Source organism: Chitinophaga agrisoli, assembly GCF_008386695.1.
Lineage (GTDB): Bacteria > Bacteroidota > Bacteroidia > Chitinophagales > Chitinophagaceae > Chitinophaga > Chitinophaga agrisoli.
Genome location: NZ_VUOC01000002.1, coordinates 806,841 through 831,159, shown reverse-complemented (window position 1 = coordinate 831,159; position 24,319 = coordinate 806,841). Strand labels below are relative to the sequence as shown.

The window sequence follows — 24,319 nt, the reverse complement described above, 5'->3', positions numbered from 1 at the left end:
ACAATTGTTATATAAGTTATTATGAATCTAATACGTTTTGCGCTTCGGAAGCCTATTACCATATTGGTGCTTGTTGCCGGCCTGTTCTTCTTTGGTATAAAGGCGGTGACTACTATTAAGATCGACATCTTCCCCAAGCTGGAACTGCCGGTGATATACCTCTCGCACCCTTTTGGCGGGTATAACTCCACGCAGATGGAATCCTTCTTTGGTAAGCAATATATCAATATCCTGCTGTTTGTGAACGGGGTAAAGAGTGTAGAGACAAAGAACATACAGGGCCTTACGCTGATCAAGATCAACTTTTACCCTGGCACCAACATGGCGCAGGCGGCGGCGGAGGTGAGCGCCTTCTCCAACCGTATACAGGCCATCTTTCCACCAGGCTCCAACCCGCCGTTTATTATACGCTTTGACGCAAGTACCCTGCCTGTAGGACAGCTGGTATTGAGCAGCGATAAACGTAACAATAACGAGCTGCTGGACCTGGCAAACGTATATGTGCGCGCTTCGTTTACCTCTATCCCCGGTCTGGTAGCTTCCACACCTTTTGGCGGTAACCAGCGTACAGTGGTGATCAAAGCCAATCCTGAACTGCTGCGCGCCCATAACCTTACGCCTGACCAGCTGGTAGAAGCACTGCGTGTAAATAACCAGACAGCCCCTTCCGGTAACGTGCGCATTGGCGACAAGAACTATATTACGCCCGCCAATACCACCATTAAAACGGCAAAGGATTTTGAAGATATGCCCTTGTTCAAAAGCGGGGTACAGAACCTGTACCTGCGCGATGTGGCAACGGTAGAAGACGGCGCGGACGTGAGCACCAGTTATGCGTTGATCAACGGCCGCCGTTCCGTATATATCGATATCGCAAAAGCTGCGGACGCTTCCACCTGGGAAGTGGTGCAGAACCTGAAAAAATCACTGTCTAAAATACAGGCACAGCTGCCGGAAGATGTGAAACTGAGTTATGAGTTTGACCAGTCCACCTACGTGATCAATTCCGTAAAAAGTTTGTTGAGCGAGGGCGCTATTGGCGCCGTGCTAACAGGGTTGATGGTACTGTTGTTCCTGGGGGATGCCCGTGGCGCATTGATCGTGATCCTCACCATTCCTACCTCCATTATATCGGGCGTACTGTTCCTGAGCTTATTCGGGCAAACCATCAATATCATGACGTTGAGCGGTCTGGCCCTGGCTATTGGGATCCTGGTGGATGAAAGTACGGTAACGATAGAGAACATACACCAGCACTTTGACCTGGGCAAACCAAAAGCCCTGGCCATCTGGGATGCGTGTAAGGAAATAGCCTTTCCCAAACTGCTCATACTCTTTTGTATCCTGGCGGTATTTGCGCCGGCCTTTACCATGGGCGGTATACCAGGATCACTGTTCCTGCCGCTGGCATTGGCCATTGGTTTTAGCATGATCGTATCCTATTTCCTGGCACAGACCTTTGTACCGGTGATGGCCAACTGGATCATGAAAGTAAAACATCATAAAGGCAAAGATGGCAGGGAGCTGACAGAAAGTGAAGAATACGCCGCCGCAGGTCTACCTGCCGGAGAGCATAATACCTGGGAACAGAAAAAACATCTGCTGGAAAGAGCGGATAGCGACCGGAATGGAAAAGTGAGCCGCTTTGAAAAACTGCGGGCACGCTACCTGCGCTTTATAGAAAGAATGATGCCTTACCGTAAGCCCATCGTAATAGCTTACCTGGTATTGGTCTCCGGTGCGGTGGTGCTGCTCATTACCCATATTGGGCGCGATGTATTGCCTAAGGTGAATGGTGGGCAGTTCCAGGTACGTATGCGGGAGCCGGATGGTACCCGTATCGAAGAAACAGAGAAAAAGACAATATCGCTTATCAACGCCGTAAATGATATCGTGGGTAAAGAGCATGTATCCATAACCTCGGCGTTTGTGGGCACGCACCCGCAAACATATTCTACCGCGCCTATCTTCCTGTGGATGGCAGGACCGCACGAAGCGGTACTGCAGGTAGCTCTGAAAGAAGGTTATAAAGTAGACCTGGATGAGCTGAAGGATAAGATCAGGGCCCGCGCCAAACAGATCGACACGAATATGTCGCTTTCCTTTGAGCCTATTGAGCTCACTGATAAGATCCTGAGCCAGGGTTCGCCTACACCGATAGAAGTACGGTTTGCCGGCCGTAATAAAAAGATCAACGAGCAGTATGCAGCAAAGATGGTGGAGAAGCTGAAACAGATCCCATACCTGCGGGATGTGCAGATTGGCCAGTCCATCAAATATCCTGCGCTCAACATCAATATAGACCGTGTAAGGGCCGCACAGTTGGGCGTGGATGTATCGGATATCTCCCGCTCCCTCACAGCAAGCACCTCTTCTTCCCGTTTAACCGAAAAGAACATCTGGGTGGATGAACGCCTTGGCCTGAGTTATAACGTACAGGTAGAGATACCGGAAAACCAGATCACCAGTCAGAATGATATTACCCAGATCCCGCTGCTGCGGAATAATACCCGTCCCATATTGGGTGATGTGGCCACCATTACGCCAGGCCTTACCTACGGTGAGGCGGATGACCTGGGCGCTTTACCCATCCTGACCGTAACCGCCAACCTGAATAATACGGACCTGGGCGCTGCGACAGTCGATGTGCAAAAGGCCATTGCCTCCCTGGGCGATCTGCCCCGTGGTTTAACCGTAGAGCCCATCGGTTTGAGCAGCACCCTTACAGATACGCTGGATAGCCTGCAGAGCGGTTTGCTGGTAGCGATAGTGGTGATCTTTCTCATGCTGGCTGCTAACTTCCAGTCCTTTAAAGTATCTGCTATCGTGTTGGCCACTGTGCCGGCCGTATTGCTGGGATCACTGTTATTGCTGGTTATCTGCGGTTCTACCCTGAACCTGCAGTCTTACATGGGTATGATCATGTCCGTGGGCGTATCCATTTCCAACGCGGTACTGCTGATCACCAATGCGGAACAGATCCGCAAACATAATGGCGATGCGTTGTTATCTGCCAGGGAAGCTGCCGCCCTGCGTTTGCGCCCCATCATGATGACGGCGATGGCGATGGTGGTAGGTATGATACCCATGGCAAGCGGCCTGGGCGAAGCCGGGGATCAGTCATCCCCCCTGGGGCGCGCCGTAATAGGCGGCCTGCTGGCCTCTACTTTTGCCGCACTGTTCATCCTGCCCCTGGCGTTTGCATGGGGACAAGGCCGCACGACTACGCAGAGCGTATCGCTGGATCCTGAAGATGAAGAGAGCATACATTTTATACCCGTGAAAGCGTAAACAACATATGAACAAAGTAACAGGAAATTATAAATCTCGTTTTATGCAACCAGTATCAACAAAGGCCATCATATTTTTACCGGTGATAGCATTGGCCGTATTCATGCAAAGCTGCAGCACTTCGTCTGCACATGAGGAGAAAAAAGAAGCTGCCGCTCCTGCAGAGGCGCCGGCGCTGGAAGCCTTCTCTTTACAGAAAGGGCAGCTCTCTTCTACCATAGACATCCCGGGCGAACTGGTTGCCTTTCAGCGGGTGGATCTGTATGCCAAAGTAAGCAGCTTTGTAAAGAAATTATATGTGGATGTGGGTAGCGAAGTAAAAACAGGCCAGCTGCTGGTTACCATGGAAGCGCCTGAGTTGAACTCGCAGTTGTCCGGCGCAGAATCCCGCCTCAAATCTCAGGAAGCCATCTACCTGTCCAGCAAGGCTACCTACGACCGCCTGCTGGAGACCAGTAAAACGCCCGGTACCGTATCCCAGAACGATCTGGATATAGCGTTTGCCAAACAGAAATCAGACCTGGCCCAGCTGGATGCCGCCAAAGCCGGCTACCGCGAGATAGGCGATAACCGCAATTACCTGGAGATCCGCGCGCCTTTTAATGGCGTGATCAGCCGCAGGAATGTAAGTGCCGGCGCATATGTAGGCCCGGCTGGTAAAGGCTCTGACCTGCCCATCTTTACCCTGCAGGAACAGAAGAAACTGCGCCTGATAGTGGCGGTACCGGAAGCTTATACCGGTTACCTGCAGGATAACAGCGAAGTGGATTTTACCGTGAACGCCATCCCTGACCAGACCTTTAAAGCAAAGGTGACCCGCCTGGCCGGCGCCCTGGATGAAAGGCTGCGTGCCCAGAATATAGAAATGGATGTGACCAATGACGATAAAAGGCTGTTACCGGGTATGATCGCCAGCGTATCTATTGCCCTCACAGGGGGTAGCGACAAAGGTTTTGTAGTACCCGCAAAAGCAGTCTTAAATTCTACGCAAGGTATTTATGTAATTAAAGTCGTGAACAATCACGCTGTATGGGTACCGGTGAAGGTGGGCCGTAAAGTGGATGATAAGGCAGAGATCTTTGGCGACCTGGCCCTGAATGACGTAATCGTGAAAACAGCTACTGAGGAGATAAGGGATAGCGCTGAACTGAAACATGTGGCCCTGGCGGCAGCAGTGAAATAGTTACGGAAACCATACATATCCTGTGTTAAAAACGGGGCTGCCGGGGTGAGATTCCCCGGCAGTTTTTTTATGTATGTTTTGATCTTTATAAAGAAGCGGCTACCGGCGGCTGCGCCGCTGTTTTAGCGGCCCGCTGCAGGCGTTGCGCCTGTACCCGGTCATATTCCTTTACATAATCCGGATGCTCAGTGCCCATAACGCGGTCCCAGAAGCGGAAATACAAACCATAATTACCTTTAAACTTGCTATGGTGCAGGTTATGATGTACAGAGGAATTGATCACCTCAAACAACCAGGTGCGCCGTACCCAGCGCGGCATGATCTCATAACCGAGGTGGCCGTATACATTAATGATAAAAGCAGCAATAGTGAACAGGAAGATGCCCAGCTGGTGTATGGGCAATATCATGGTAATGACCACCAGCACCAGGCCTTCTGGCGCCGCCTCCAGCAGGTGAAAGGAGTAGGAGCTCCAGGGAGAGGGGTTGGTGCTTTTATGATGTACCACATGGGCCAGCTTAAACAGGTTTTTATGATGCAGCAGCCGGTGCATCCAGTAAAAATAAGTATCATGGATCACCAGCGCAATGGCCACGCTGGTCCACAGGTACCAGCCGGGATGATCCTGCAGGTGATCGTAGATGCGGGTATACTGCCGCAGGGGCGTAAACAGCAGGGCCGCTGCAATGGCCGTAAACACCAGGGTGCTTTGCATGGAATACCATACTTCGCGCAGGAAGTCTTTACGGGAGGCCAGCCGTTGCTGTATCTTCTGCCGGAAGAACTTTGCCGGGAAGAATACATAGAACAGCAGGAAAGGTATACCTGCCAGCACAAAATAACGAAGGGCGGATTTGCCTAATAACCAGAAAACAGGCGCTAATTTTTGTTCCATATCCGTAGTGTTTGGATGATAATGACAAAAATAGGGCAGGGGCAGGCAGTAGCGGTTAACAAAGGTTAATTAATGCTGGCCACGGGCATGTATACGTTTTCGGATCCGGCTTAAGGATACCGGCGTAATGCCCAGCATGGAGGCAATGTATTTGTCCGGCACCCGGTTCACAATATCAAACTTATCCTTTACCAGCCGGCGGTACCGTTCCTCCGGCGAAAGCGTTACAAAGGTCTCTATCAGGTCCAGCGATTCTGCCAGCATTTTCATGAGGAAGAAATTGCGCAATGGCTCGTATTCCGTATGGGCTTTTAACACCGTTTCCAGCACATCGTAGTCTATCTCCAGCAGGCTGGTATCTTCCAGCGCCCGGTAAATAAAACGGGAAGGGCGGCTATGTATAATGGTATCATGGGAGGCGGCAAACTGGCCTTCCCAGCGGAGGAATAGAGTGGCTTCATCGCCATTGTCCTTTACACGGTACGCGCGGATAATGCCCTTTTCAATAAAGGCCAGTTTCTTACTCCGGTCTCCCTCCGGAATGTATACCGCATTGGCGGCCAGCTGCGCCGGACGGGTTACGGAAAAAAGCGGTTGGGCATCCGCAGGCAGTATGCCGCTCAGGTCAAACAGGATTTGTTGTAAGGTAGTGACAGACTGGAGCATAATGCCGCAAATTTAATCTATTCCCTCTACCTTCCATGCCGTACTGTCCGGGTATTTAGCTACAAAAATGGTAATGTCCGCAAATTTCTTTTCACCCTTTACGATCAGGCTGATGGCGGCATTGCCGTATTGCCCGCTGGAATCCGCGGTTTGCTGGATCCCGCCTGCCGGCATCAGCGAAAAGGAGCTGATATCGCCCACTTCCTCACACAGTTCCGGGCTCTCAGGCAGGTAATCCCTGGCTGTGATATAAGCGTCCGTAAAAGGCAACAGCACCAGGAAAATGGCCTGCGCCAGTAATATAAAACTGATAATGCCGATGCCTATTTTTTCCGGTAGGGTATGTTTTTGCAGAACGGATTTAACCCTGATAAGATCAGTGAGCAGCATGATGATTCCCATGCAAAAAAAGTCCCAGCCAATAGCCCGGCTTTCCCAGAAAAAATAAAGCCGCAGGGACCTGCACAGGTAACCATAAATGATGAGTAGTAAACCCGCCGCCAGCAGTGCTTTTGTTAGTCTGCTCAGCCGCCGCAGGCGCTTTTGTACGATATTCATAGGACGGTACAGGAATAAATTTTACCGGAATGGCGTCATAGGATAACAAGAATGACGGCTATTAATTGCCAATAGCTTAACTTCACGGTATGGATTTACGTTGCCGGCCACAAAAATATATAATTATCTAAATATATTTTTCTAGTTTGGCACCCCGGTTGCAAATAATAAACTTCACGTAACCACTAGCATGAGTTTAACTAAAGTATTTATCACCCTTAAAAACGGAAAACCAATCACACGCTACTATCAAAAAGGCGACGAGTACCGTTACACATTGGAGTTAAGTTTTAATGAAGGTGTATTTAAGATGCATTCCTATGCATTTCATGGGAATGATGTGATGGAGGAGGACAATCACATGGATGAGACGCGCCTTGAAAGCGCGGATTTTAATGAGTTTGTAGTGTTGATACAAACCAAGTTCCCCAACGTAGACATCTAAAGAAAGGCCTTAAAACCCGTGAGAGGCAACCTCCCACAGCCTTTTTACCATTGATGCTGTAGGTTCAACGATTGTAGCGCCGGTCCTTTAAAAGGGGCCTGCAGGAAATGTCATTGCCAGAAGGATGCCAACCATCAGCGGCTTTGACGCAAGACCAACTGCGGCAACGGTGATACCTTGCCCGCAGGAAACTGCTTTTGAATGTAGCCGCGCTTTTGTACATTTATCCACCTCACCCTACCGCCATCATGTACAAGACACATCTTTTAACGGACCCTGCGAGCGGCAAGATCAGCAGGATCACCTGGGACAATGACCGTTTGATCACAGAGACAGGCAAACCCGGTAAGACCCGGCAAACAGAAAAACAATTTGCTACCGCCGCAGAAGCTGGTCAGCAGTTCGAGAAGAAAGAATGGGAACTGCTCAAAAAAGGGCACCTGTTCCGTGATGATAATGCCGCCATCGGGCAGCCCTGCCTGCACTATTGCCCCGGCCTTGGCTACACGGGCGCCTTATCGTTCCAGGATACGCCTAATGGCATTTATGTATATAAACACGGCTCATACACGCAAACGGAAAGCAAGGATTTCCTGGTGCAGCTGCTACCAACCGGTGAGCTGCTGGATACCATTGAGCTACCGGAATCATTACCCTGGAACATTGTCTACAACGAAACCTTGCGCTCCTTAGTGATGGACGTAGACCATTATATCTACCAGTATAACCTGGATACCAAAACATTTACACGCCTTACCCCCGCAGCGGATAAACCGGCCAGTTTTATTGCCGCTTCAAAACAACGTATCGTTTACGCGGTTGATCCCCAATTGTATGTTTGGGACCTGCCCGGTAATACCATCCGGCAGCGGACGATCGAGGCTATTATGGTCAACGGGAGCATCCCTTTTGCCGGCGCCATATCAAAGGATGGTAATACAATAGCCTTCCATAATACCCAGGGCGAGATCGAGCTGTTGGATGCGGTTACCCTGCAGCCCATCAGCAGGATCAGCGGCGATTTTAATACCGTAGCGGACATGCAGTTCATCGAGAACGACCGCACGCTGATCATACGGGAAACCTACGGCAGCTGGGGCATACGCTTCTATAGCCTGGATACGCTGCAGGAAATAAAAGCAGGCGCTTTTATACCGCCCGGTTATTCCAAAGACATACTGGACTTTGCCATTAATGAGGAGGAAACGCTGCTGGTGCTGGAACAGCGCAGCGGCCGGTCCTATGTATATAATCTGCAAACAGCGGCGCTGTTATATGAAATGAAGCTGGACCATTGCGTGAAAAACGCGGAGATACGTTTTGTGAAAGACCTCCTGGGCGTGCGGACAGATTATGGCTGTTTTAGCCTGTACCGGATCTCCTGAACGCACTTAACTTTCCTTTATAAATCCCTTAACTTTTTATTTAAATATGATTGTACAATTTACAGGCTCACACTTAAAGCTCACGATATGCGTAAGAAATGTACAATTGTATTGCTCTTCTTTTCCCTCACCGTTTTAACCGCTACCCGCAGCCATGCGCAGGCAAAGATCGCTTATATTAATATGCAGGAGCTGATCCTGAGCATGCCGGAAGCCAAGCTGGCCTATGATTCGCTGCAACGGTTCGAGAAATCGCTGAATGCGGATGGGCAAACGCTGCTTACAGAGCTCCAGAAGAAAATGGTGGAGTTTAACAAGAACGAACCAACGATGAGTGCCAGTATGAAAGAGATCAAACATAAAGAGTTGGAGACCGCGCAGGTCAGCCTGGAACAATACAGAACGCATATGGAGCAGCAACTGTCCAACCGTGAACAGGTATTGACAGCGCCTATTATAGCCAAGGCAAAGAAAGCGGTAGCGGACCTGGTTACAGAGGGCGGATATGCCTGTGTACTGGATAACTCAAAGGATATAGTGGTGGCGGCTAATTGTGATGATCTGTTAGGAGCTGCCAAAAAGAAATTAGGAATTAAATAGGATTTAGATATAGTTAGTGATAAGGCCGCTCCTGTTCAGGAGGGGCTTTTTTATTGCCCTGCGTTTAATAGCAGGCAGCGCGCGGTATAAAAAAGGCGTGCATATCAGAGCCTGATATGCACGCCTTGCTATTTAAATGATAGCTGCCTTAACAGCTATTACTGCTGCAGCGGCCCTTGCAAACTGTTCTTAAGCTGATCCAGGTATTGCAGTATAGAAGTTGCAGTACCGGAGCTGGGCAATTCTACCGCGCAATTCTTGTGCACATAATGCCTTACGTCGGCCAGTTGCCAGATAGCGCCACCTGTCATACCAGGATAAGCCTTTTTATAACGGACCATCTCCGCCCTGATCTCACCAGGAGATTTACTGTTCTTCACGGTGTCGCAGCTGCTGAAAGCGCCGCGGCACATCATGATCGGGTAAACCGGCAGGGTAGTGGACAGGCTGTCTTTCCAGGGACCAGGCTCATTGCCGGTACCGCCGTCGTAACACTGCAGATAGATGGCGTCTATCAGGCCTGGCTGAGATCCGGCAAGGATACTCTTCCAGTATTTGGCTTTTGTATACGGGCAAAGGGTCATGTGCACGTTCATGTTATTTAACATCTCACCCAGGACCACAATAGACCTGGCGTCGTATACGGATTCATCATCTATACATACCGCGTCCACACCTATCTCGTCTTTCATGATCTTGGCTATATTATAGAGGGTGCTGTTTTTACTGGTGCCGGTGACAATGCCGGGATAGGTTTCTGTAGGAGCTGCCCAGTTCTGGATGAAATCATAGGTATTAGGCGGCTGGTTGTACCATCTGCCTTCCATCAGGATCTCAATACGGGTAATGGAAGTAGTGCCTTTTTTCAGGTCAGCTACCCGTTTAAGCCAGGTTTTATCACCCACGAATTTGCCATCATGGATAATGGGGTTTTTGCTGTCATCGCCGGAAAGCACATCCCCATTGGAACGGATGTAAAAGCTGGACAGGACGATGGTGGTAAAACCAGACTCCTTCAGGCTTTGGTAAAGCGTGTCATCGCCCGGATAGATTCCCCGCGCAAACATGGCGAGGTTGATGGCTGCCGGTGAGGCGGGCCCGCTAAGGGTATGGGTAGGAGCAGTTGCTTTGGTTACCGCCGGCTCACCATTATGCATGGAGAAAAACAAGCCGGATAACAGCAAGGGCATAGAGAAAAGTAAACTCTTCATAGAATAGTTGTTTATTAGCAGTTTATGTTCACATGTTCAAATAAGGTATGTACTCGGGGCGCGAAGATAGATATTGTAACGCAAAAATTATACAGGGATGGTATGAGCGGAAAGGACACTCCTAGCAATGGTTGGGAAGGGGAACGTTATTCACAGCTATAAGGCTGTCCAGCCGGATCACCAGACCGTTATCCATGCGCATATATTCCACCTTATTGAGCGCATACACGTCTTCAATGCGGGCAGATACTTCCTGCTGGTTGCCTTTTTCGTCATAGAACACGATCGTGGAAATGGTCCGCATGGTGGCCCAGGCTTCCAGACGGTCATAATAATCACAATTGATGGGCTGGTACGGTTTACCTGGCGTATCCATGATACTGCGGTTTTACGGCTTAGAAAACGAGTGTAAGCTATAAATTTCAGATGGATTTTCCCAGGTTTACTTTGAGTAATACCCCACGTCTAAATAGGGGATCTCCAGCCCGCCCGGATGCAGGGAAATAGCGATCGTATCATTGACCTGTACACTATCATAAAAATCTTCGGAGGTGGTAACATCATCCACATCGTGTTGCGGCCCCCAGGGTGCTAATTCCAGGTGGTAAGTGGTGGTTTTACCCTGCGAAGCCCACATTCTTTGTATACGGGCTTTATACGGGACGGGCGCTTTTTTATCCGTAAGCTGGTTCAGGAACACAATGGTGGCATAGCCGTGCCCAAAGAAGGTGATCAACAGGGTAACCATGGCCACATAGTGTACCCCCCTTTTTAAGAAGCGCCAGCGTACAGCAATGAGCAGGGCCCCCAATACGGTGGCAATAGCAATGGCGGGCGGCCATATCCTGTCGTAGCGAAGGATGTTAACATACAACGCCTGGATGATCATGGAGCCTCCGCTAAGCAAAAGGGGAAGATCCATGGATATCATTGGGCTCTCAGTTTTTTCGCCCAGTTTTACCAGCGGCCCATAGCGGTACAGGAGAAAGATGGCCGGCAATGGGCATACCATCAACACATAATAGGCAGCTGGCTTTAGCGTGGGGAATATAAGCGACACTGCAATTAGTGCCATTATGAGGCCATTAAGACTATATATTTCCAGTTTGGCCTGCCTGGCCTTTTTTGCCACCGTTTCCCTGCTATCTTTTGCACCACGGTTGTCAAAGATCGCCTGGGCTTCCGCTTTATCCAGATCAGGATACCGGTTAAGCACCCATTCTTCTATCCGGTTAAAGCGGCTCATATGCCGGGTTATCTGTATCCGCTTACCACGTTCCGGTAGCGGTTCCAGCATAAGACAATTCTTGTAATAGCGGTAACCGGCTATATCTGTTAACAGCAGCTCCCTGTTAATAAAGCGGGAGTTGTATTTTATGCTATAGTCATCAATGCTGAGCTGTTCGTTGAGCTGCAGCAGGGCAAAAGTGCAAAGGCCAGCCATAGCCAGGGCTGCCGGTCCAACCAAAAAATATACTTTATTAAATGTATCAGTAAAGGCAGGGGCCACTACTATTGCCAGAAATGAGGCCACCATAGGGATGCCAACGATAGCCATGGTGATCTTCAGCCAATTAGGGATGGAATAGGTCTGCATATATGTGCAAAATTAAAATAATTGCCGCAATTTTGCGGAGAATGAACCGGTGGTTACCCATATGCCTTTTAATAGGTTGTCTGTCCTGCACCAGGCCGCCCCGCACCATTACCCGGGGCTTTTATTACTGGAAACAGCGCTATGCGCCGGATACTACGGTGCTGCATACCCTGGAAGCCCTGCACACCCACCGGCTGTACGTTAAATTATTTGATGTAGCCCTCGCGGGCGATAAACATACCGCGATACCCATTGCCCGGCTGGATCAGCGTAGCGCCTTTCCTGCCGGCATGGAGATCATCCCTACCGTATTTATTATGAACGATGTGTGGCCGCAGGTGCAACCTGATACCCTGGCAGCACAGGTAGCCAGGTTGCTCTCCCAAATGAGCCCGCAACAGGCGCCGGAGGTACAGATAGACTGTGACTGGACCCGCAATAGCCGGCAGCCGTATTTTGCTTTCCTGCAGGCGTTCCGGCAGCAGCCTTTTCTCCACGGCCGGCAGCTTTCCGTTACCATCCGTTTACACCAGCTCAAGTTCCTGGCCAGCAGCGGGGTGCCGCCGGCGGATAAGGGGCTGCTGATGTGTTATAATATGGGTAACCTGCGCCAGTACGGGGAGCATAACTCCATCCTGAATATGGAGGATATGAAGGCCTATACCGGTAATAACAGGATAAAGCAGTATCCGTTATCTTTAGACCTGGCTTTACCGCTGTTCAGCTGGAGCGTATTATTCCGGCAGCATAATTACGCCGGCCTGCTGCGCAACCTGGATGAGAACAGCTTCCATAGCCGCCAGGTTTTCCGGCATAAGAGCGGGCAGCTCTATACCGTAATAAAAGATACCGTGATGAATGGTTATGCGCTGCATATGGGAGATGAGGTACGTTATGAGAATTGTACGCCGGCGCTGCTGGAAGAAACCGCCCATTACCTGTCTGCCCGCTGCCAGGACCGTGACCCGGTTGTAATATTCTATCACTTAGATGAAAATATCCTTTCCAAATATGCGCTATCTGAACTGGAAAAAACTTACAATATTCTTCGTTAGCCTGCTGGCCTGCTTTTTTGCAGAAACGGTGTACGTATTCTCCTGCGGCCCGGAGCCGGACCCTTATGATTATTTCACGAGCTTTTATAACCCTAACATTAGCAGCGACAAAGGGTTTGCGGCGTTCTACTATGCCCCCATTTCCATATTTTATGGGTTGGATGAGCCGGAAGAAGCCGCCAACCTCCGGGAATGGGAAAGCTTCTTTTCCGGTAAGGGCGGCAAGGTAACGGAGGCTGACATCCGTACCTTCATTTACACGTACGACCGCTCACAGATGGCGGCTTTGTATAAATACATTGATAAAGGGGCTGCCATGCAGGCCCCGGACAGCGTAAACAATAATACCCTTACCCGGTATTTCATCAGCAGTAAGGACCTGGAAACATTGGGTTACCTCATGTATGCCAAACAATGTGAGGACCACAGTGCCAATGAAGAGGTATGGTCCATGCCGGCGCCCGATTCTGCTGTTAAAATGCGCCTGGCCCGTAACGGGTTGCAGTTATATAATGCCTGCAAGGACCCGCATATCAGGGAACGTTTTGCTTTCCAGGCTGTCCGTATGGCGCATTACAGCAAAAACTTTGAAACGGCTATCCATTATTATGATTCACTGGCCGCACCAATCCAGTCCTCGTCCCTTATCCATTACAAGGCGCTGGCCCTGAAAGCAGGCGCCCTGTTACGTACCGGTAACCGCCCTGAAAGCGCCTACTGGTTTTCCCGTGTATTTGAAGGTGCGCCCTCACAGCGTACCCTGACTTATGTGAACACCGGCTGGACCGGGGTTGATAAGCTCGCGGTATTACGCCAGTGCAAGGATAATACAGAAAAGGCCACCGTTGCCGCCATGTATGCCGCCAGAACAGTAGAGGCGGATGAAAGCGGCATCCGGGAGGTATACCGGCTGGATCCTGCTTCGCCCATGCTGGAAGTGCTGCTGGCACGGGAGGTGAATAAAATAGAAGAGGGTTACCTGCAAACAACCATTAATATTACCGGACAGCCTAACTATTGGTCTACCGGCACCGGCCTGCATACAGCGGTGGTAAAGTCCATGCAAACGCTTACGGACAGTATTGCCGCATTGGGCAAGGTAAAGGACCCTGCGCTATGGCAGATCACTTCCGCCTATCTTTCCTTTATGCAAAAAGACTTTGCCGGCGCCCATGCCCGTCTTGCCGCTGCAAAACCACACATAACCCAGCCCGACCAGCAGGACCAATGGCAGATGATACAGCTGCTGCTGAATATCAATGAGCAGCCGCGTATAGACAAAGCCTATGAGCAGCAGTTACTGGCCTCTTTTAAATGGCTGGATACCAAGCTGCCCAAAACCGAAGAGGACCGCTGGAGTTATTGGGATGCACCCAGCAATAATAAGTGGATAAACAGCGCTTTTTACCAACGCGCTTACCGCGACCTGCTGGATCAGCTGATAGCGCCCCGTTATGGCCAGCAAGGCGATATAGTGCGTAAGGCCCTCATACTGGCCAAGCGGGATAGCGTAACCGGTGGCTATAACAGCTGGTACATACAAAGCGCTCAAGGCTTTATTGAAGACAGCATGCAAAGTGCTCAGCTGCTGGCCTTATCAGACTTTTATAAGCGTAAGGGTAAAACGCCTTTTGAACAATATCTCTGCAACCATTTGCGCATGACAGAGCGCCAGATAGGAGAGGCTATTGCCATCAACTATGTACGCGAGCATGATTTTGATAATGCTGTTACCTGGTTCAAACGCAGCGGCAGCACACGGATCTCCGAAACTGTGTTCCAGGAGCAGCTGGAAGATTTTGGATATGAAGACCGGGACTCTATCCGTAACGGTATGAGCGAGCTGGAATATGCCACCCGCATGGCAGACATGGAAAAACAGATAAAAAAAGGCAAGGCTTCACCGCAGGTGTATTATCAATACGCCACAGGTTTATTCAGCATCTCTTATTATGGCCATTCCTACCAGTTTTCAGCCAGCTACCGCCCCAGTACCTGGTGGTATGGCCCGGAACATGAGCGTACGCCTTTCCTGCGGGAATATTTTGGCTGCTACGGTGCGGAGGAATATTATAAAAAGGCCGCAGATGCCGCTACCGATCCGGAGTTTAAGGCAAAAGCGCTGTATATGGCGGCCCGCTGCGCCCAAAAACATATAACCCTGGCGGATAAGGAGGAGTGGTGGAGCCCGGCTATCTATAAGAACCCTTATTTCCCCCAGCTGGTAAAAGACTATAGTAATACCGCCTTTTATAAGGAAAGATTACAGGAATGCGGGTACCTGCGCGATTTTGTGCAAAAACAATGAGCCGGCAATAATATCTTTACCCTTCTAAACCTGTTGCATGCAAAGCAAAACCGTCCTGGTGCTGGGCGCTAATTCCGATGTGGCCAAAGCGGCCATACTGCAATACCTTGCCAAAGGCTACCGCGTGATCGCCGCCTCCCGCAGCACCGGGGAGCTGCATGCCTTTGTACAGGCGCAGGTACCGGAAAAAGACCGGGTGACCGTCTGTTATTTTGACGCCGCTGACTGTAGCAGCCACGCCGGCTTTTACACGGCACTGCCGGAAAAACCGCATATTGTCGTGTATGCAGCAGGATATCTGAAGAACAATGAAGCAGCCCTGCTGGATTTTGAAGGCAGCTTCCGGATGATGCAGGTGCACTATGCCGGCGCCGTATCCATCCTTAACATCATTGCCATGGATAAAGACAATGACCGGCTGGAGCGGATCATAGGCCTGTCTTCCCTGTCAGGCGTAAGGGGGCGCAAGAGCAATTTCATCTACGGCAGTACTAAAGCCGCTTTTACACAATACCTGGCTGGGCTGCGGCAATATCTTTTTAGCCGCCGGATCACCGTAAATGTGATCGTGGCCGGCTACATCCGCAGCAAAATGACGGCAGGTTTAGACCTGCCGGAGTCCCTGATGCTGGAGCCCGCCTTTATTGCCAGGGCCGTGGTGAATGCCGGAACGGCCTTTACCATCGTACCCGGTTTTAAATGGAAACTCATCTATACCGCGCTGAAATGGATGCCGGAAAAACTGGTAGCTAAGCTGCCATAAGATCATCTTACCCATTGACCTGCTGTAATGTTGCATCCATGATCCGTGGAACGGATCTCCTATACGCATAAACATAGCAACAAGATCTAAGCATAAAAGCAAAAGCAAACAATGAAGAACATCAAAAAGACCGGCGCTTTAATAGCTTTACTGGCCGGGGGCATTACAGCAGGCGCACAAACGCCCGCTAAGCCGGATACCACGCCACATAAGGCCGCCGCTGCCCCGCAGTTAAACCTGATGGAGCTGCTGGACATCCTGAACCCTCCTGAGAAATACGATTATAAGGAGACGTTCGCTAACTTTTTCTACACGAACAACGGCAACACCTACCGCGCCGCTAACGGAGAACCGGGGCCGGATTACTGGCAGAACCGCGCAGACTATCAACTGGACGCTGCGTTGCATGAAGAGACTAACGAGATCACCGGTACGGAGATCCTTACTTATACCAACAACAGCCCTTTTAAGCTGGATTTCCTATGGATGCAGCTGGATCAGAACCTGTTCCGGGACGATTCCCGCGGCAGCGCTATTGTACCCGTTACCGGCAGCCGTAACGCCGGGCATGAGCAGCATTTTGACGCCGGCTATAAGATTAAGTCAGTGCAGCTGATAGGCAGCACGCCGGGTGCAGCGCCGCAGAACCTGCAGTTCCTGATCAATGATACCCGTATGCAGGTATTCCTGGACAAAGCCGTAGCGCCCAAAGGCGGCGTGGTGAAGCTGAAGATCGTGTACTCCTTTATATCGCCGGATTATGGGTCTGACCGCATGGGCATTATGCCTGCCAAAAACGGCAAGGTATTTACCATAGCACAGTGGTACCCCCGCATGTGCGTGTTTGATGATGTATATGGCTGGAATACCGTTCCCTATTCCGGACCGGCAGAGTTTTACCTGGAGTACGGGGATTTTGACATACATATCACTGCGCCCGCAAAGGACATGGTGGTATGCTCCGGCGAACTGCTGAATCCCCAGGAAGTGTTTACGCCGCAACAGCAGCAGCGCTGGGCGCAGGCAGCTAAAAGCGACGAGACAGTGATGATCCGTACGGCGGAAGAAGTAACAGATCCCGCTTCCCGCCCCGCCGGCAAAAAGGAGCTTACCTGGCATTTCCGTATCAAAAATTCCCGCGATGCCTCCTGGGGCGCCTCTTCCTCCTTTATACTGGATGCGGCCAGGCTTAACCTGCCCGGCGGCAAAAAGGCAATGGCTGTTTCCGCTTATGCGGAAGAAGGGCTGGAGATCGCCTGGGACAAATCCACCGCCATGATAAAAAGATCCGTGGAGTATTATTCTTCCAGGTGGTACCCGTATCCTTATCCCGCTGCTGTGAATGTTGGCGGTACGCCCATGGGAATGGAGTATCCCGGTATTGTTTTCTGCGCCGGCAGAAAAGTGCCTTTTGCCAATCTTGGCTTTATATTAGACCATGAGTTTGGACATACCTGGTTCCCTATGATCGTAGGCTCTAACGAGCGCCTGTACGGTTGGATGGACGAAGGCTTTAATACTTTTATCAACAACCAGCAGAAGGCGGAAGATACGGCCGCTATTAAACAGATGAAGCAGCAGCGTAATGCTTCTTCTAACGGCTCCGCTTATACACGGTATGGTCCCATCACCAGCAGCCCTGGTAACATGCCGGAAGGCGATATAGGCGCCCTGTTGTATAACAAGCCCGCCTGGGGCCTTAAACTGCTGCGTGAACAAGTGCTGGGCCCTGAGCGGTTTGACTTTGCTTTTAAGACCTACATTAAACGCTGGGCATTCAAACATCCCACACCGGATGATTTTTTCCGTACCATGGAAAATGCTGCCGGCGAAAACCTGGAGTGGTTCTGGAGAGGATGGTTCACCCATACCTGGACGCTGGATGTAGCAGTGGATACAGTAACATACGTGGACAACGATCCTGCCCATGGCGCGTTGATCACTATCAGCAACCTGGCGCGTATGGCCATGCCTGTTATACTGGAAATAAAGACAACGAGCGGCAAAACAGAACGGATCAAATTACCGGTAGAGATCTGGCAGCGTAATAACAGCTGGACATTTAAGTATCCGTCTACAGAAACTATTTCCTCCGTGACCTATGACCCGGACTTTGTGTTGCCGGACAGTAAGGCGGAAAATAATACCTGGCCAAAAAAGCAGTAAATGCTGTAGTGGTCACTGTTTTTGATACACCCTTACATAATCTATCTCATACTGCTTGGGAAAGGTGGTAGTGGCGGGATCTCCGCCATTATCGCCGCCCACTGCCAGGTTCAGTAATATATAATGCGGTTGCGTGAAAGGATTGAACTGGCTGCCATCCTGGTTTACCAGCTGATCCAGCGATACCTGGTTCAGCAGCCGGTCATCTACATACAGCCGGATAGATTGTTGGTCCCAGTCCATACGCCAGGTATGGAACTGTGCGCTCCATCCAGCGCCCAGGCTGTCTAGCGGTGTTTTGGTATCAAACCATTTTGCTTTGGAAGGCGTAGCGGTACCGCAGGCAATATTGGCCAGCAGCATGCCGCGGTAGTATTCCATAATATCGATCTCCCCATTGGAAGGCCAGGGCCTGCTCACTCCCAGTGTCCAGAAGGCGGGCCACAAACCAGGGCCCGTATCTATACGGGCACGCATCACAAAACGGCCGTATAACCAGGCATGCCTGCCGCGGGTATTAATGCTGGAAGATGTATAATCAACAAAAGCACGGTTGTTTTTCCAGTTATCGCTTTGCGCGGCATAACCGGGATTGGGGAAATGTTCCCGTTTGGCGGTTATCTGCAATAGCCCGTTCCGGCAATAAGCGTTCTGCGGCTGGTACCATTGCAGTTCATGATTACGCACAAATCCATTTTCATGCCGCCAATGTGCGCTATCCGGCGCTCCTTCGCTATCAAACTCATCCGCCCATACCAGGTGATAACCGCCGGTCGTATCAACCTGCTGTGATAAAACGGTGAAGGAATGTAATAAGAGGACCAGGAGCAATAAACAGTTCTTTTTCATGAGGGCGATATTGAATAAGGGTTCCTGTCTAAGATATAAAATTTATGATGCCCTGCTGGCATGATTTTTCAGGCGGTATTGTAAACATTTCCCATGGATAGCATCAACCGGCAGCAGCCCGAAGACAACCGGGACAACCTGCAGGGCGGCGCAGCCCTCGATAAATTAAGACTACTGGCAGAAAAAGCAGATAACTGTTTCTTCTGTACCCGCATCACTACAGGCGAGCAGTTCAATACCCGCCCCATGGCCATACTTCAGGTGGATGATATGGGTAACTGCTGGTTCCTGAGTGCAATAGACAGTGAGAAGAACAGCGATATAGCGGCAGACCCCGCCGTGCAGCTGTTGTTCAAAGGCAGTGATCACTCTGATTTTATGTCCATCTACGGACAGGCCTCCATTAGCCAGGATAAAGAAAAGATAAAGGAGCTCTGGAATCCCCTTATAAAAACATGGTTCACGGAAGGGATAGATGACCCCCGGATCACCGTGATCCGGGTGGTACCCTCCAGCGGTTATTACTGGGATACCAAACACGGACAGATTGTTGCGTTTGCGAAGCAGATTGTTGGCGCTGTTACGGGCAAAACACTGGACGATTCTGTGGAAGGAACGCTGGATGTGTAGCTGCCTATTTTTTCTTACGCTTCTTTTCCTTCATATTTTTTTCATGCTGGTCCAGCAGCAGCTGCCAGTTATCATTGGGTGTTTCTTCTGAAAAAGCAATGGTTTGGCTGTAGTCGCCTTTGTCTATTTTCATTACCGAGATCTCTTTTCCCAGGTAAGCCTGGATCTGTTCCAATACCGGTTTTTCTTCCTGGCTGCAGAAGGAAACGGCTTGTCCTTTCTGCACGCCGCGGCCGGTACGGCCTACGCGGTGCACATAGTTCTCCGGCTCGTCCGGCAGGTCGTAGTTCACCACGTAATCTACATTGGGGATATCGATACCCCGCGCATTCACATCTGTGGTGATCAGTATTTTTATATCGCCTTTTTTAAACTCGTTCATAACAGACAGGCGGTCATCCTGTTCCTTGGCGCCGTGCATACTGAGGGTTTTGATCTCTACCCGCGCCATGGCGGCCGCCACCCTTTCTGCCCGCACCTTGGTGCGCACAAATACCAGGATCTTATTTTCAGGGAACTCCCTTACCAGCCTTTCCAGGAAAAAACGTTTATCATCCATTTCCACAAAGGCCACGGCATGGCTTACGTTCTTTGACACCGGATCATCCGGCGATATCTGGATACGGATGGGGTTGCGGACAATGGAATAGGCCAGGTCCTTGATCTCCTCGTCAATGGTAGCGGAAAAGAACAGCGTCTGGTGATGACGGGGCAGATGGCGGATCACATCGCGGATATCCCGGATAAAGCCCAGGTCCAGCATATGGTCCGCCTCATCCAGGATAAGGGTCTGCACATGGCTCAGGTCCAGGTGTCCCTGGCTGATGAGGTCGAACATACGGCCGGGGGTAGCGATCAGCACATCTACGCCTTTATCCAGCTTTTTGATCTGCGCTTCCTGCTCTACGCCGCCAAAAAGCCCCATAATATCCACGCGGGTATATTTACCTAACTGTTTAAATACATCTGAGATCTGGATGGCCAGTTCCCGGGTGGGCACCATTACAAGGCATTTTACCTCGCCTTTAGTGCGGGAACGGTGTTGCTGGTGCAGCAACTGCAGTACGGGAATGGCAAAAGCGGCTGTTTTACCGGTGCCGGTTTGTGCAATGGCCAAAACATCGTCCCCCCTAAGGATAGACGGGATAGCCTTATATTGTATATCGGTAGGGCGTTTAAAACCCGATTCCTCCAGGCTTCTTTTAATTTCTTCCGCAATGCGGTATTGTTCGAACTTCATGAGGCCACAAAGGTAATTTATTTTTCAGAGGGTGCAGCGGGGGGCTATTGACCTATCCTATCAATAGCATGCTGCAGCAGCGTATTAAATTCCGCCGGCTTCTCCACCATAGGATAATGCCCGGTGGCGCCTATGTTGAGCAGATAATAACGGATGCTATCTTTCCTGAATGCCGCCGTATCTGTTGGCGTAACATCACTGTTGATCATATAAATGGTCTTTTTCAGGTCCTTCACTTTTTCATGGAGCGGATACCGGTCCCCTTTTTCCAGGGCCTCCATGGCAATAACAGAATCGGAATTGCTGATATCCGCTATCACCCTTTGCCGGATAAGGCTATCCGTTGAAGGCGCAAACAGCGCCTGATTACCGTATTCCGTAACAACGGCTTTGTAATGGGCCCTGGCGGCGTTGTAGAACTTATCTGCCTCTCCCTTGTCCGCAGGCGTTTCAACATAAGCGATGTTCTTAAAATTATCCACGCCAATAAGGCCAATCACCCGGGTGGGGTTGTTTAACGCCGTTTCCACTATAATAGCCCCGCTCATTGAATGCCCGATGAGGATCACATTCCGCAGGTCCAGTTTGGTAAGCACCGCGGTAACGTCTTTGCCATAATCTTCTATTGTCCAGCTTTGCCTGTTTTGACCGGATTTGCCAAAGCCTGGCAGATCAAGGGTTACTACCCGGTACCTGGGTGTAAAGGCTGTTACCTGGTTGCTCCAGTAGGTTTGATTAATGCCCCAGCCATGGAGGAAGAGCAGGGTAGTATCCCCGGTCCTACTATCCGTATAATCGATGTTTACCCCCTGGTTATCAATTTTTACCGGCTCAGCGGCCGGGGTAGCAGGTGTTTTGGCGCCAGGGTTATTACAGGCAAACAGTATTAGCAACAGTAGAGAAAGGACGTAGAAGTTCGCGGGCCTATTCATAACATATAATGTTATAAGGGTTGATGGATGGAATAAAAATAGCGGAAAGTTTCGCTATTCAGCAGAAAAGATTGTAAAACTTATTGATCGTAATACATGTCTGAGGCCCGCCTGTCTACCTGGAAAGCCTGATCCAGGTAATGTATAACGGTTTCCGGCGCTTTGGCGGCTGGCCGCAGGTCCCTTAACGGCGTTACGATCTTGGGGTATTCGTCAACGAAGGCCAGTCCGGGTACAAGGGGTAGGTGAAAGGATTGCATCAGCAGCCGGAAACGCTCCAGCTCCGCACCCCAGTAGCGGATATATTTGCTTTCCGTTACGCTCAGTTCAAGCAGTAGATCCTTTGTTTGGAATAGCAGGCCAAACTCCAGCCGGCATTCTTGTGTAAGCTCTTCGCGGTATTTTTCCAGCTGCGCCAGTACAAAATCTTTTTGCAACAGGGCGGTTGTTTCCGCTTCCTCTTCATGCAGCCCATATACGCAGCTAACTTTTTGCGGCAGGGTGGCGGCCAGGGCCAGCAACAAGTTCCATAAACGGGGATTATCAATGTTGACAGCCGCCTGGAACCGGAAAGGTAAACGCTTGTTTTCGTTCATTTCAAGCACATAACCCTCCTGGATCTTGGCATGCCGTCTTTTCTGAAGGATCTCTTCAATATCCGGCCGGTAATCCAGCTCATCATCCGAGGGTATACGTACTGTAATGGGAAGCTTTAACATGCCGCAAATATAGTGTAATGCGGTCCCGGGATGTAACTGTCGGGGAAAAGAATTACGGTGGTGGCTAAGCAAACATAAAGCTCAATTTAAAACTCGTACCCTCTCCGGGCGTACTGTAAAAGCTGATCGTGCCCCCCAGCAGCTCCGTATAATACTTTACAATATTGAGCCCCAGGCCGGTGCCTTGTATGCCATATACATTACTGGCGCGGAAATAATCGCTGAAGATCCGTTGCTGATCCTCCAAAGGAATACCTATCCCATAATCCCTCACGCTGATGGTCACCTGGCTGGGCGTTACCACGGTATGCAGGTCTATGGGCTGATGCTCTCCTGAATATTTGCTGGCATTGGAAAGCAGGTTCAGTAGAATATGGCGTAATATCTTTCTGTCCTGCACTATCTCTGTGGCACCTTCGTGCATATGGCGCAGTTTCTGGCCTCTTTTAAGCGTGCCGCTTATCTCATCGGTGATCTCTGCAGCGAAGGCGGCCAGATCAAATGTTTCGTGATAGGTTTCTGCTTTTCCCTGCTCCAGCTGGTCCGCGGCCAGGAAATCATTCAGCATGGCCGTCAGGCGTTTTGCGCTGGATTTGATCCGGTCTATATGTTTGGCTTTTTTGCCTTCTGTATCTTCGCCTATCTGGTACTCTAGCAGGTCGGTACTGGAGAGGATGGTGGTGAGCGGGGTTTTGAGCTCATGGGAAGCCATGGATACCATCCTGCTTTTGACGGCGTTCATCTTCTTTTCCCGCTCCAGGGAGTCGATGAGCTCCTGTGTACGTTCCTTTACCCGTAGTTCCAGCTCGTTGTAGACCTGTATGTTCTCCATGTTAACGGCGGTGATATCCGCCAGGGATTGCAGCAGGCTGATCTCTTCTTCAGAAGGGATATGTTTATGCGCCCAGTAATTGCCAATGGCGGCAATAGGGTCCATACTCCTGACCGGCACCATCAACAGGCTTTTAACAAAGGTGGGGCGGTAGGCGTCAACAGGTATCCGGCTATCCTGGTATATATCCTCTATAATGGCGGGTCTCCGGTTTAACATGCTCCAGCCGCTGATGCAGATGCTCATCGGGAAACGCTGGCCTTTCCACAGCGGGGCAATGGCGTCTTCGTCCGCATAATAGCACATGTTGTGGTCGCGCAGTACAAAGGTAGCGCCATCAGCGCCGGTAAGGCGGCGGGCGGCCGTGCGCACAATGCGCATCACCGAATCCAGGCTGCGGGCAAGCGACATTTCCTGTACTGCAGCTACCAGGCATTGCATCGATTGTTGTTCAGATATTGCTATTGTTGCTGACATATAAAAAGGGGGTTGCTATTAAATTACAAACTTTTAATGACAAAACGGGTGGCCAAAATTTTATATTCCTCATGCATCTATTGTAGCCGCTCCACGATTAGTGTATTCCTTGCAGGACTGACCTATTCCCAGTACTACTAAAAGAGTGCCATTTGCCCCACTGGCCTGTTTTTCAGACAAAAATATTCCCGGTTCAAGTGAACTATTTTGCCTGCTGAGGGTGTTATATGTTGGCATTCCTATAGAAAACAATATCTCAAAAACACAAATAACCATTACTGTGAAACCTCCACATCATCTACACTCAATGATTTAGTTACCATGTCCTAACCAGATACGAACAGGTGGCGAAAAGGCAACGCACTATATAGCTAATGCAGATCCAATTTACCAGTGAGGCGGTGATTTTCCTGCATTTCTACCCGCACAGGCAGCTAACCTGACGAGCACACTGGCAATGATTGTGTAGTAATTGCAGGTTCGACTCCTGCCCTGTCCGTATCCATGGTACCAGGCT

The 24,319-nt window shown here is 50.2% G+C and carries 21 protein-coding genes; 10 read left to right on the top strand and 11 right to left on the bottom strand.

All coding sequences use genetic code 11. The features are described 5' to 3' along the window. Positions 1 to 21: 21 nt before the first annotated feature. Both F0L74_RS10720 and F0L74_RS10715 read left to right on the top strand, forming a co-directional pair. The gene (locus tag F0L74_RS10720; RefSeq protein WP_149837862.1) at positions 22 to 3,291 is read left to right on the top strand and encodes an efflux RND transporter permease subunit; all 3,270 of its coding nucleotides are present in this window, start codon (positions 22 to 24) and stop codon (positions 3,289 to 3,291) included. Positions 3,292 to 3,334: 43 nt separating this feature from the next. Then, the gene (locus F0L74_RS10715) at positions 3,335 to 4,474 is read left to right on the top strand and encodes an efflux RND transporter periplasmic adaptor subunit (RefSeq protein ID WP_149837861.1); all 1,140 of its coding nucleotides are present in this window, start codon (positions 3,335 to 3,337) and stop codon (positions 4,472 to 4,474) included. A gap of 85 nt (positions 4,475 to 4,559) precedes the next feature. Here F0L74_RS10715 and F0L74_RS10710 read toward each other — a convergent pair whose 3' ends face one another. The 3 genes from F0L74_RS10710 to F0L74_RS10700 form a co-directional block, all read right to left on the bottom strand. Next, positions 4,560 to 5,369: a sterol desaturase family protein gene (locus F0L74_RS10710; protein WP_149837860.1), complete on the bottom strand. Its 810-nt coding sequence runs from the start codon at positions 5,367 to 5,369 to the stop codon at positions 4,560 to 4,562. Between the two features lie 69 nt (positions 5,370 to 5,438). After that, entirely contained in the window at positions 5,439 to 6,035 is a 597-nt protein-coding gene (locus F0L74_RS10705; RefSeq protein ID WP_149837859.1) for a Crp/Fnr family transcriptional regulator, read from the bottom strand. A gap of 12 nt (positions 6,036 to 6,047) precedes the next feature. Continuing rightward, positions 6,048 to 6,593 carry a hypothetical protein gene (locus tag F0L74_RS10700; RefSeq protein WP_149837858.1) on the bottom strand — a complete coding sequence of 182 codons (546 nt, stop codon included), beginning with the start codon at positions 6,591 to 6,593 and terminating at the stop codon, positions 6,048 to 6,050. A 190-nt stretch (positions 6,594 to 6,783) separates the two neighbouring features. Here F0L74_RS10700 and F0L74_RS10695 point away from each other — a divergent pair, with 190 nt between their 5' ends. The 3 genes from F0L74_RS10695 to F0L74_RS10685 all read left to right on the top strand — a co-directional run bounded on the left by F0L74_RS10695 (position 6,784) and on the right by F0L74_RS10685 (position 9,023). Beyond that, the gene (locus tag F0L74_RS10695) at positions 6,784 to 7,038 is read left to right on the top strand and encodes a hypothetical protein (RefSeq protein WP_149837857.1); all 255 of its coding nucleotides are present in this window, start codon (positions 6,784 to 6,786) and stop codon (positions 7,036 to 7,038) included. Between the two features lie 248 nt (positions 7,039 to 7,286). Beyond that, positions 7,287 to 8,423, top strand: a complete 1,137-nt coding sequence (locus F0L74_RS10690) for a hypothetical protein (protein ID WP_149837856.1) — start codon at positions 7,287 to 7,289, stop codon at positions 8,421 to 8,423. A gap of 87 nt (positions 8,424 to 8,510) precedes the next feature. Continuing rightward, positions 8,511 to 9,023 (top strand): OmpH/Skp family outer membrane protein, encoded by a 513-nt coding sequence (locus F0L74_RS10685; protein ID WP_149837855.1) that lies wholly within the window; start codon positions 8,511 to 8,513, stop codon positions 9,021 to 9,023. 158 nt (positions 9,024 to 9,181) lie between these two features. Here F0L74_RS10685 and F0L74_RS10680 read toward each other — a convergent pair whose 3' ends face one another. The 3 genes from F0L74_RS10680 to F0L74_RS10670 all read right to left on the bottom strand — a co-directional run bounded on the left by F0L74_RS10680 (position 9,182) and on the right by F0L74_RS10670 (position 11,831). Further along, a complete protein-coding gene (locus F0L74_RS10680) occupies positions 9,182 to 10,234 on the bottom strand; it encodes a hypothetical protein (RefSeq protein ID WP_149837854.1) in 1,053 nt (350 codons plus the stop codon). A gap of 121 nt (positions 10,235 to 10,355) precedes the next feature. Next, positions 10,356 to 10,610, bottom strand: a complete 255-nt coding sequence (locus F0L74_RS10675; protein WP_149837853.1) for a hypothetical protein — start codon at positions 10,608 to 10,610, stop codon at positions 10,356 to 10,358. A gap of 66 nt (positions 10,611 to 10,676) precedes the next feature. Further along, positions 10,677 to 11,831: a hypothetical protein gene (locus F0L74_RS10670; protein ID WP_149837852.1), complete on the bottom strand. Its 1,155-nt coding sequence runs from the start codon at positions 11,829 to 11,831 to the stop codon at positions 10,677 to 10,679. A gap of 41 nt (positions 11,832 to 11,872) precedes the next feature. Here F0L74_RS10670 and F0L74_RS10665 point away from each other — a divergent pair, with 41 nt between their 5' ends. The 4 genes from F0L74_RS10665 to F0L74_RS10650 all read left to right on the top strand — a co-directional run bounded on the left by F0L74_RS10665 (position 11,873) and on the right by F0L74_RS10650 (position 18,123). Continuing rightward, a complete protein-coding gene (locus F0L74_RS10665) occupies positions 11,873 to 12,886 on the top strand; it encodes a hypothetical protein (protein WP_149837851.1) in 1,014 nt (337 codons plus the stop codon). Next, positions 12,843 to 15,194, top strand: coding sequence for a hypothetical protein (locus tag F0L74_RS10660; protein WP_149837850.1), 2,352 nt, complete (start codon positions 12,843 to 12,845; stop codon positions 15,192 to 15,194). Before F0L74_RS10665 ends, F0L74_RS10660 begins: the two co-directional genes overlap by 44 nt. A 37-nt stretch (positions 15,195 to 15,231) precedes the next feature. Further along, positions 15,232 to 15,957 carry an SDR family NAD(P)-dependent oxidoreductase gene (locus tag F0L74_RS10655; RefSeq protein ID WP_149837849.1) on the top strand — a complete coding sequence of 242 codons (726 nt, stop codon included), beginning with the start codon at positions 15,232 to 15,234 and terminating at the stop codon, positions 15,955 to 15,957. Between the two features lie 111 nt (positions 15,958 to 16,068). Continuing rightward, a complete protein-coding gene (locus F0L74_RS10650) occupies positions 16,069 to 18,123 on the top strand; it encodes a M1 family metallopeptidase (RefSeq protein WP_149837848.1) in 2,055 nt (684 codons plus the stop codon). A 12-nt stretch (positions 18,124 to 18,135) separates the two neighbouring features. Here F0L74_RS10650 and F0L74_RS10645 read toward each other — a convergent pair whose 3' ends face one another. Further along, positions 18,136 to 18,972 (bottom strand): glycoside hydrolase family 16 protein, encoded by an 837-nt coding sequence (locus F0L74_RS10645; RefSeq protein WP_149837847.1) that lies wholly within the window; start codon positions 18,970 to 18,972, stop codon positions 18,136 to 18,138. Between the two features lie 93 nt (positions 18,973 to 19,065). Between F0L74_RS10645 and F0L74_RS10640 the strand changes: the two genes are divergently transcribed. Then, the gene (locus F0L74_RS10640; protein ID WP_149837846.1) at positions 19,066 to 19,602 is read left to right on the top strand and encodes a pyridoxamine 5'-phosphate oxidase family protein; all 537 of its coding nucleotides are present in this window, start codon (positions 19,066 to 19,068) and stop codon (positions 19,600 to 19,602) included. Positions 19,603 to 19,606: 4 nt separating this feature from the next. Here F0L74_RS10640 and F0L74_RS10635 read toward each other — a convergent pair whose 3' ends face one another. The 4 genes from F0L74_RS10635 to F0L74_RS10620 all read right to left on the bottom strand — a co-directional run bounded on the left by F0L74_RS10635 (position 19,607) and on the right by F0L74_RS10620 (position 23,802). Continuing rightward, on the bottom strand, positions 19,607 to 20,842 hold the full coding sequence (locus F0L74_RS10635; protein ID WP_149837845.1) for a DEAD/DEAH box helicase: 1,236 nt from the start codon (positions 20,840 to 20,842) through the stop codon (positions 19,607 to 19,609). A 44-nt stretch (positions 20,843 to 20,886) separates the two neighbouring features. Beyond that, positions 20,887 to 21,774: an alpha/beta fold hydrolase gene (locus F0L74_RS10630; RefSeq protein ID WP_149837844.1), complete on the bottom strand. Its 888-nt coding sequence runs from the start codon at positions 21,772 to 21,774 to the stop codon at positions 20,887 to 20,889. Positions 21,775 to 21,854: 80 nt separating this feature from the next. Further along, positions 21,855 to 22,493 carry a hypothetical protein gene (locus F0L74_RS10625; protein WP_149837843.1) on the bottom strand — a complete coding sequence of 213 codons (639 nt, stop codon included), beginning with the start codon at positions 22,491 to 22,493 and terminating at the stop codon, positions 21,855 to 21,857. Positions 22,494 to 22,557: 64 nt separating this feature from the next. Next, on the bottom strand, positions 22,558 to 23,802 hold the full coding sequence (locus F0L74_RS10620) for a GAF domain-containing sensor histidine kinase (RefSeq protein ID WP_149837842.1): 1,245 nt from the start codon (positions 23,800 to 23,802) through the stop codon (positions 22,558 to 22,560). Positions 23,803 to 24,319 lie beyond the last annotated feature (517 nt).